The sequence below is a fragment of the uncultured Campylobacter sp. genome (genome assembly GCF_938040115.1).
GTDB lineage: Bacteria > Campylobacterota > Campylobacteria > Campylobacterales > Campylobacteraceae > Campylobacter_A.
Genome location: NZ_CALHXD010000278.1, coordinates 1 through 9173, shown reverse-complemented (window position 1 = coordinate 9173; position 9173 = coordinate 1). Strand labels below are relative to the sequence as shown.

General features: G+C 43.9%; 8 protein-coding genes and 1 pseudogene. 4 read left to right on the top strand and 5 right to left on the bottom strand.

Going from position 1 to position 9173, the window contains the following annotated elements:
- Positions 1–1285, top strand: a 1285-nt coding sequence (locus Q0314_RS09430; protein ID WP_298058512.1) for a PASTA domain-containing protein, incomplete at its 5' end; no start/stop codon positions are given.
- A 3-nt stretch (positions 1286–1288) separates the two neighbouring features.
- Positions 1289–2011, top strand: a pseudogene (gene rsgA, locus Q0314_RS09425) (ribosome small subunit-dependent GTPase A); the annotation flags it as partial.
- Here rsgA and Q0314_RS09420 read toward each other — a convergent pair.
- From Q0314_RS09420 to Q0314_RS09400, 5 genes are read right to left on the bottom strand one after another with little or no spacing between them, the layout of a single operon-like run.
- The gene (locus Q0314_RS09420; RefSeq protein WP_298058509.1) at positions 2003–2668 is read right to left on the bottom strand and encodes a hypothetical protein; all 666 of its coding nucleotides are present in this window, start codon (positions 2666–2668) and stop codon (positions 2003–2005) included. The pseudogene rsgA and the gene Q0314_RS09420 overlap by 9 nt on opposite strands.
- Positions 2668–3384 (bottom strand): basic amino acid ABC transporter substrate-binding protein, encoded by a 717-nt coding sequence (locus Q0314_RS09415; RefSeq protein WP_298058507.1) that lies wholly within the window; start codon positions 3382–3384, stop codon positions 2668–2670. Before Q0314_RS09415 ends, Q0314_RS09420 begins: the two co-directional genes overlap by 1 nt.
- A gap of 60 nt (positions 3385–3444) precedes the next feature.
- Positions 3445–4266 (bottom strand): basic amino acid ABC transporter substrate-binding protein, encoded by an 822-nt coding sequence (locus tag Q0314_RS09410; RefSeq protein ID WP_298058505.1) that lies wholly within the window; start codon positions 4264–4266, stop codon positions 3445–3447.
- 12 nt (positions 4267–4278) lie between these two features.
- A complete protein-coding gene (locus tag Q0314_RS09405; RefSeq protein ID WP_002948421.1) occupies positions 4279–5007 on the bottom strand; it encodes an amino acid ABC transporter ATP-binding protein in 729 nt (242 codons plus the stop codon).
- Entirely contained in the window at positions 5000–5710 is a 711-nt protein-coding gene (locus tag Q0314_RS09400; protein WP_002948422.1) for an amino acid ABC transporter permease, read from the bottom strand. The genes Q0314_RS09405 and Q0314_RS09400 overlap by 8 nt, the downstream gene beginning before the upstream one ends.
- 140 nt (positions 5711–5850) lie before the next feature.
- Here Q0314_RS09400 and putP point away from each other — a divergent pair, with 140 nt between their 5' ends.
- Both putP and Q0314_RS09390 read left to right on the top strand, forming a co-directional pair.
- On the top strand, positions 5851–7341 hold the full coding sequence (gene putP, locus Q0314_RS09395; RefSeq protein WP_298058504.1) for a sodium/proline symporter PutP: 1491 nt from the start codon (positions 5851–5853) through the stop codon (positions 7339–7341).
- Complete coding sequence (locus Q0314_RS09390; RefSeq protein WP_298058502.1) at positions 7342–8580, top strand: DUF2130 domain-containing protein; 1239 nt, start codon at positions 7342–7344, stop codon at positions 8578–8580. It begins immediately after the preceding gene.
- The last annotated feature ends 593 nt before the right edge of the window (positions 8581–9173 follow it).

Below are 9173 nucleotides of genomic sequence, written 5' to 3'. Positions count from 1 at the left end.
GGCGAAGCTGGGTGATTTTGGTATTGCCAAGGCGGTAAGCGATGCAACCCTGACGGAAACCAGCAGAATAATGGGTTCTGTGCATTATTTTTCTCCGGAACAGGCAAGGGGTGCTTATGTTGATGAGAGGTCAGATATTTATTCCTTGGGAATTGTTCTGTATGAAATGCTTACAGGAAAGATTCCTTTCGACGGTGATAATCCCGTTCAGGTTGCACTTATGCATATAAATGATGAAATCAAATCACCTTCGACAATTATTCCGGGGATTCCTCCGGCTCTTGAAAAGATTGTGATGAAAGCGACAGATAAGTTCCAGTCCAATAGATTTGCGAGTGCAGACGAGATGCTTGAGGATCTGAAGAATATTGAATTTGTAACACGAATGGTTGGGGATTCAGTATTTGTGGCAAAAGATAAAGCAGCACCATCAAATCCTTATCCAAACCCAACAAGAGATGATATTTCCGATGACCATGATGAAGATAAAAAAGGAAAGAACAAAAAGAAGGATAAGAATAAGAAGAAAAAAATGATATTTGCTGTTGCAGCAGGTGTAATTCTTTTTACTGCTGTGGTTTTCGGGGCTTTAATTGGAACCGGTGTTATCGGCGGTAAAAAGGTGGAAGTGCCTAATGTTGTTGATTTAAGTTATTCGGAGGCTAAGAAGAGTCTGGAAGATGCAGGTCTTAAGGTTGAAAAAGGAGATAAGGTATCAAGTGATACTGTCGATAAGGGAAAGGTTGCCAAACAGGATCCGAAAGCTTACGAAAAAGTTGAAAAAGGCACTACCGTTACCTTGAATATAAGTGCAGGTAAGGCAACGAACACAGTGCCGAACCTGATTGGAAAAACATATGATGAAGACTCAATTAAAGCTCTGCTGAAAGAAAAGGGATTTGAACTTGACACCAATATCAGATATGAAAAAAGTGATAAGTTTGAAAAAAATCAGATAATGAGTCAAAGTCCAACCGGAAATGCCGTAGCCGAAAAGGGAACGAAAGTAAGTATAGTTGTGTGTGAGGGAAAGAAAACCGTTGAAGTAACAATGCCGTCACTGATGGGACTTACTTATGAAGAAGCAGTAAAGTTATTGCGTAAAAATAAGCTTGAGGTAGGTAAAAGTCTTGTTGAAGAAAACGATATTTATACGAAGGGAACTGTTTTCTGGCAGCAATATGATGCAGGTACTAAACTTAAGAAAGGAACTACTGTAAACATTAAAATCAGCAAAGGTGCACCGGAAGTAAAACCGGATCCTGATGACAAAGACGATAAATAAAATATGATAGGCAGAATTATTAAAGGAATCGGTGGTTTTTATTATGTAAAGACCACCGATGGAATTATACAGACCAGGGGGAGAGGAATTTTCAAAAAAAATGATATTACATTAACAGTGGGTGATATTGTTGAACTTGAAGTTCTTTCTGATGGTAATGGAGTAATTGATAAGCTTTTTCCGAGAAAAAATTATTTTATAAGACCGCCTATATCCAATGTGGACTGTATAGTGGTCACATTTGCTGCAAAGAATCCAAAGCCCAACTTTGACTTGATAGATAAGTTTTTAATAATGGCAGAAAGCAAAGGAGTGAAGCCGATTCTATGTATGAATAAAGCAGATTTGATCTCAGAAAAACTGGCGTTAGATTTTGTAAAACCATATAAAGACATATATGACGTTGTGATGGTTTCAGCGGAAAATAAACGGGGAACCGGAGGATTATTTAACCTGATAGAAGGAAAATGTACAGCTTTTGCAGGACCTTCGGGCGTAGGGAAATCGACCATTATAAATGCACTGCTTCCCTATGCCTGTGCAGAAACATCTGAAATCAGCAGAAAGACTAAAAGAGGAAAGCATACCACAAGGCATGTTGAAATGTTTGAAACACCTAAGGGAGGATTTATTTACGATACTCCGGGGTTCACATCATTTGATTTAAGTGAGATAGATGAAGAGGATTTAAGTAAATTTTATCCGGAAATAAAGACATTAAGCCTTGAAAGTGGTGGCTGCAGGTTTGATAACTGCAGTCATATACATGAGCCCGGATGCAGGGTTTTGCTCGGTTTGATCGTTTTTAGTAGCGTTATTTTCGGCTTTTTTAGGTTTTTTCTTCGGTTCTTCTAGCTTTTTGCCGGTTAGGCACTCGTAAATTTCCGCGTGATTTTTCTTTGCCCAGTCCTCTTTGACCTCGATTTTTTGGTACTCTTTGCTAGTAGGCGAGGCGAGGCCGTTTTTGACCAGGGTTTTGTTTAGGATTCTGCTTTCGTCGCTTACTTCGCACAGCCATCTATCGCCTAGATTTTTTAGCGTGAGCACGTAGTAGTTGCGCTCGGGACGAAATATCTTTTTGATCTCTTTGTCGTAAGATTTGGTGAAATTTTCCAGCTCTTTTTTATCTTTTATACATTTTGCGCCGTTATAAAATTTGACGTTTGCAAGCTTGCAAGGGGCGATCACGGCGGCGTTTAGCCTAAAGACAAAGGTATCGTAGTCTAGAATTTTCTCTAAAAACAGAACCTCTTTGGCGACTTTTTCGCGTTTGGATTTGGTTGTTTGAGTTATTTGCATGTCGGTAAACTGGGCTGCCAAATTTACCGACAGCAAGGCTAAAGCGCAAAATTTAATCAGAGTAAAAAATGCGCTTTTTTTCATTATTTTAGATCGTATTTTTCTAGCAGTTTGTCGTAGCTGCCGTCTTTTTTCATCTCGTCAAGCGCGGCGTTTATTTTAGCGATTAGATCTGCTTGCTTGCCTTTATCAAACGCCATAGAAAAGCCCTCGCTACCGTCGTTTTCTGTATAAAACTCCTCAAGCTCCGGATTTTTCTTTAAAAAGCCGTAACCGATCGAGCTATCAAGCACGACCGCGTCTATCTTGCCTTTTTTTAGTCCCATGATTAGCGGAACCGGATCCTCGGCAGGCACGACTTTAGCGCCTGCGATAGCGTTAGCGGCGATCTCTTGGACGGTGCCTTGTTGTACGCCTACTCTTTTGCCGTTTAGAGCGTCTTTGCTCGCGATAGCGTCGTTGCCTTTAGCGCGCAAGTAGATGTTTTCCGTAGCGTAGTAAGCCTGCGTGAAATCAACCGACTTTCGTCTATCGTCAGTCGCGCTCATCGCGCTTGCTACGGCGTCGATCTTGCCGGTTTTTAGAGCCGGGATTAGGCCGTCAAAGCTCATATTTACGATCTTGTACTCAAAACCCGCGCGTTTAGCGAGCTCGGCTACTAGATCCATATCAAAGCCCGTGATCTTGTTTTGCTCGTCCACGTACTCAAACGGCGGATAGTTGGCGGCTGTACCGATCTTTAGCTCGGCGGCGCCAAGCGTAGCTAGAGCCGCTAAAAGCAGCGCAAAAATCTTTTTCATGTTCTCTCCTTTAAATTTGGTTTCAAAATTAAGCCCGCATTTTGGTGCGGGCTTGCAAATTTACTTCAGGCCGTATTTTTCCATCATCTTGTCAAATTCGCCGCTTTTTTTGAGCTCCTCTATCGCGGCGTCTATCTTGCCGATTAGCTCTAGGTGCTTGCCTTTATCAAACGCGACGGCAAAGCCCTCGGTGCCGTCGGGAAGCTTTAAAAACTCCTCCAAATCAGAGTTTTGCTTTAGATACTCGTAGCCGATCGGGCTATCTGTTAGCACGACGTCGATTTTGCCCGCTTTTAGCGATAAAATCGCAGCCGCTACGGTCTCTGCAGGCACGGCTAGGTCGCCGCAGATGGATTTAGCCGCGGTCTCTTGCAATGTGCCTATTTGCGCGCTTATTTTTTTGAGGTGCATATTGGTCGCATTTACGTCGGTGCCTTTTTTGCGGATGAAAAGATTATCCGAAAAATAATAAGGCTTCGTAAAATCGACCGATTTTCTTCTCTCCTCGGTCGCGCTCATACCGCTTAGCGCGGCGTCTATCTTGCCCGTTTTTAGAGCAGGGATCAGCCCGTCAAAGCTCATGTTTTGTATGTCGAATTTGACGCCTATTTTCTTGCCGACGGCTTCTATCATATCGATTTCAAAGCCTACGATCTTGTTGTGCTCGTCGATGTACTCAAACGGCGGATAGTCCGCGCTCGAGCCCACTCTTATCGTTTGTTGTACCGCTACGGGAGCTGCCTCGTTTTTTACTGCGGCGTCTTTGCTCGCGTTTTCATTCGAGCTTTGACCGCAGCCTGAAAGCATCAAAGCGGCGGCTACGAAAACGAAAAGTTTTTTAAATTTGCCAGCGGACAAAGCCGCAACGATGTTTTGTGACATTTTGACCTCCTTTTAGTGGTTTAAAATTTTACCTAGAAAATCCTGCAAACGCTGATTGCTAGGGTTTTCAAATACGTTTTTAGGCGTGTCGTCCACGGCTATTTTACCGCCGTGCATGAAAAATATCCTATTTGCCACGTTTTTAGCAAAGCCCATCTCGTGGGTGACTACTAGCATCGTGATGCCTTTTGCTGCGACGTCTTTCATGATGTCTAGCACTTCGCCGATCATCTCGGGATCTAGCGCGCTCGTTGGCTCATCAAAGAGTATGACCTCGGGATTCATCGCAAGGCTTCTAGCGATTGCTATACGCTGCTTTTGACCGCCAGAGAGCTTGTGCGGGAAGGCGTATTTTTTATCGCTTAGACCCACGCTTTTTAGTAGCTCGTCGGCTCTTTTTTCCGCGCTTTCTTTATCCAAAATCCCCGCTTTTATCGGAGCTAGGGTTAAATTTTGCAAGACGTTTTTGTTTGCAAAAAGGTTAAAGTGCTGAAAAACCATGCTCACTTTTTGACGGATTTTGTTTATATCAGTTTTTTTGTCCGTTATATCCTCGCCGTTTATCTTTATGTGCCCGCCGCTTGGCTCTTCTAGGCGGTTTATGCAGCGTAAAAAGGTACTTTTCCCGCCGCCGCTAGGACCTATGATGGCGATGATTTCGCCTTGTTTGATATCTACGCTGATATCGTCTAGGACGCGTAAATCGCCGTAATTTTTACTTAAATTTCTAATCTCAATCATGGCGATTTAGTCTCCTCTCTAAAATTTTAACCAAAAACGTAAAGAACTTCACGCTGACGTAGTAAACTATGCCCGTGAAAATGACGGGCTCTGGGCTATAAAACACCGCTTGTAGGCTTTTGCTTTGCATCGTGATGTCGATGACGCTGATGTAGCCAACGACTGACGTCTCTTTAAAAAGCGAGATAAATTCGTTCGCAAGCGCAGGCAAGATGTTTTTGGTTGCCTGCGGGAACACCACCTCTCGCATCGAGACGTAGTAGTTTAGGCCCATCGCCCTTGCGGCTTCCATTTGGCCCTTATCGACGCTATTTATGCCGCTACGCACGATTTCTGCGACGTATGCGGAGCTGTTTAGCCCAAGCGCGATCAAAGCGACGTAAAAGTTATCGCTCCAGGTCGCGAAAATCACGACCGAAAATATAAGAAGCTGCAAAATAATCGGCGTTCCGCGCAGGATATCTACGTACTCGTCGATGAGAAAGCTTAAAATTTTGATATTTAAAAACTTTAAAAACGCCAAAATAAAGCCCAAAGTCACGCCGATAGCCGTGCCGCCGATAGTGAGTCCCAGCGTCACGCCGTAGCTTTTAAGGTAAGCTAGACGTTGAGCCTCGTTTAACTCCGTCGGATAAAAATAGTAAACGCCCGCGGAGACGATGACGACGAAAAACAACGCCCTGAAAAATTTTTCGTTTAGCATTTCTTAAACCTTAAAAGTGTAATGAGGGTTAATAATACGGAAAAAAATATAAATTTAACCTTTTTTACGCGAAAAAATTATCTTTTAAACAAATTTATCATATTATCGTAACTCAAATTTAAAAAACCGAGGGAAATTTAATGGACTATGCACGCTATATCGCCATCGCGCTGTATTTTGGATTTTTGCTTTTCGTGGGGCGATACTCGTATAACAAAAACGCCAATATGGGCGAATACCTGCTCGACAACCGCCGCCTAGGGCCGGTCGTAACTGCTCTAAGCGCCGGAGCTAGCGATATGAGCGGCTGGATGCTGCTTGGCGTGCCTGGAGCGCTTTATGCCACGGGGCTAGCTACGATTTGGATGGTTTTGGGGCTCGTTATAGGAGCGTATTGCAACTATCTATTTTTAGCAAAGCGTTTGCGCGTCTATACCGAGGTTGCGAGCGACAGCATCACGATTCCCGATTTCTTACAAAACCGCTTCAAAGACGAGACTAAAATTTTACGCATAGTCTCAGGGCTTTTGATTTTGATATTTTTCACGCTTTACGTTAGTAGCGGGATAATCGCGGGCGGCAAGAGCTTTGAGAGTTTTTTTGGCCTTGATTTTAAATTCGGCGCCATTTTTACGCTCGCTATCGTCGTTTTTTACACGTTTTTCGGAGGGTTTCGCGCGGTTTGCATTACGGACGCGTTTCAGGGTATGTTGATGTTTTTGGTTTTAGTTGCCGTACCCGTAGTCGCGTTTTGTAATTTAAATTTGCCAGACGGTGCTACCTTTTGGAGCGAGGTGGCAAAATACGGCAAAAATCACCTAAACATCTTTTACGATCAGACTTTTTTAAGCATCTTGGGACTCATGGCGTGGGGGCTTGGGTACTTCGGACAGCCGCACATCATCGTTAGATTTATGGCTATACGAAGCTCAAAAGAGCTAGCTCAGGCGCGCCGCATCGGTATAGGCTGGATGGCGATAGGGCTTGCTGGGGCGATGATGAGTGGGTTGATCGGTTTTGTGTATTACAGTGAGTTAAATTTGCCTCTAGCAGACCCCGAAAAGGTCTTTTTGCAGCTTGGCGAGACGCTGTTTCATCCGTTTTTTGTGGGTATCATCATCTCAGCCGTGCTTTCAGCCATCATGAGCACGATCTCTAGCCAGCTTTTGGTTAGCGCAAGCTCGGTGACGCAGGATTTCGTGTTTGCCTTTTATAAAAAAGAAATCTCGCAAAAAGCTCAGGTCGCAGCTGGCAGATACGCAGTCGTGGCCGTCGCGCTAGTGGCTACCGCGCTTGCTTTTAGCTTTAACGAAAGCGTGCTAAACGTCGTTGGCTACGCGTGGGCGGGCTTTGGCGCGAGCTTTGGGCCGGTGCTGCTTTTTAGCCTTTATTGGCGCAGGATGAGTGCGCTAGCGGCGCTTCTAGGCATGATAACGGGCGGAGCGACGGTGATAGCGTGGATCGCGCTTGGGCTAAATTCTTACGTTTACGAGATATTGCCGGGCTTTGCGGTTTCTTGCGTCGTGATTTATCTAACCAGCCTTTACGGCGACGCGATAGACAAGATGAGCAACGAGCCAAACTCGGCCACCGTGCAGGACGAATTTGAAAAAATGAAAACGAGGCTGTAAATGCAAAGTAGCGTAAAATGCGGTAACTGCGGCGCCGAGGTCGATGTAAATTTGGCTCTAAAAACCGAGCTTGAGCTTGAAATGAAGCAAAAAATGGCGGCGGCTAGGCGAGAGTTTGACAAGGAGATCGAAATTAAAAGAGCCGAATACAAGGCGCATTTGGACGCCTTAAACGCGAAGGAAAAAGAATTTGACGCCAAATTTGCCGCAGCCCTAAACGCTAAAAAAACAGAGCTTGAAAATGAAATAAAAGCAAAACTCGAGGGCGAAAATTTAAACATAGTAAATGCCCTAAAAACCGAGCTTGAAGCCAAGTCAAAGCAGATAAACGAGCTAAATTTAAAGACGCTTGAGATAGAAAAGCTAAAACGCGAAAAGAGCGAGTTTGAAAGCGCACTGATGGCTAAAACCGAGGCCGAGCTAAGTAAGCGCCTAAACGAGGAAAAAGAGCGGCTAGGCAAGGCTTTGGCCGAGCAAAACGAGCTAAAATTTAAGCAAAAAGACGAGCAGCTAGAGGCGCTAAAAAAGCAGCTAAACGAGGCGCAAAGGCGCATAGAGCAGGGCAGCGAGCAGCTACAAGGCGAGACGCAAGAGCTTGCCATCGAGGCGTGGCTGCGGGAGAAGTTCGTATTTGACACCATAGACGAGGTCAAAAAGGGCGCAAACGGCGCGGACGTGATGCAGATCGTAAATACCCGCGAGGCGCAAAACTGCGGCAAAATCTACTACGAGAGCAAACGCACTAAAAATTTCTCAAACGAATGGATAGAAAAATTTAAGGCCGATATGCGCGCCTCAGGCGCCGACGTCGGGGTGCTAGTTAGCGAGGCTCGACCGCGGGAGCTAGAGCGCATGGGGCTGGTTGAAGGCGTATGGGTGTGCAACTACGAGGAGTTTAAGGCGCTTTGTTTCGTGCTAAGGCAGGGCGTCGTAGAGCTAAATTTCGCTAGGAACTCCGCGCAAAACCGCTCAAACAAGATGGAGATGCTCTACTCGTATCTGGTTAGCAACGAGTTTAAGATGCGCATCGAGGCCATCGTGGAGGGCTTTTCTGCGATGAGCGAGGAGCTGGAGCGCGAGAAAAACGCGATGAAACGCATCTGGAAGAGCCGCGAAAAACAGATCGAAAAGGTGCGCGACAACGCGATCGAGATGTTTGGCTCGATAAAGGGGATCGCGGGAAATGCGATAGGGGAGATAAGGACGCTGGAGCTGGGGTTTGATGCGGTCGAGGAGTAATTTTTTATAAATGATGAATTTTAGGTTTTAAAATTTGAAATCCGCTTTGGTTACGTATTTCATAAATTTACGTAATACCTATAAATAATGAGGCACAGTATTCATACCTAAAGATGTTCCTAGTGGAGCAGTCTTAATTGTTAGTTTCATTTTTTATCCTTTTAAAGTTAAATTTTTTATTTGTTTTGTCATATAGAAATACCACTAAAATAAATAAAAATGGATATATAAAAACATCAAATTTAAAGCCGCCATAAACAAACATATCAATGAAATCAGAGAAGAATTTGGCGCAAGTTGGCATATAAAATAGAACAAAACTTATACTTCTAATTGCAAAAACAAAAAATAATATTGTTGTTATAAATAAAAACTTGTTTCTTACCTTAGCATTCGCTCTTTTTGAGCAAAAAGTCACGAACAAATCGGTATAGATATGCTACACCTTATTAATATATTACGCTTTCTCAATTTAAGTGTAAAATTCTTAACGTGACTGCAAAGATACACTTTTCGTTGCCTTTTTCCAACTTTTTGTGATAATTTTTTGCATTTACCCCCTAATTTTATGTCAAAAAGTGAAAATTTTGCGC

Coding starts and splice junctions, on each gene's coding strand:
- Q0314_RS09420 (WP_298058509.1), bottom strand. CDS start 2,668: ATGAAAAAAAGCGCATTTTTTACTCTGATTAAATTTTGCGCTTTAGCC.
- Q0314_RS09415 (WP_298058507.1), bottom strand. CDS start 3,384: ATGAAAAAGATTTTTGCGCTGCTTTTAGCGGCTCTAGCTACGCTTGGC.
- Q0314_RS09410 (WP_298058505.1), bottom strand. CDS start 4,266: ATGTCACAAAACATCGTTGCGGCTTTGTCCGCTGGCAAATTTAAAAAA.
- Q0314_RS09405 (WP_002948421.1), bottom strand. CDS start 5,007: ATGATTGAGATTAGAAATTTAAGTAAAAATTACGGCGATTTACGCGTC.
- Q0314_RS09400 (WP_002948422.1), bottom strand. CDS start 5,710: ATGCTAAACGAAAAATTTTTCAGGGCGTTGTTTTTCGTCGTCATCGTC.
- putP (WP_298058504.1), top strand. CDS start 5,851: ATGGACTATGCACGCTATATCGCCATCGCGCTGTATTTTGGATTTTTG.
- Q0314_RS09390 (WP_298058502.1), top strand. CDS start 7,342: ATGCAAAGTAGCGTAAAATGCGGTAACTGCGGCGCCGAGGTCGATGTA.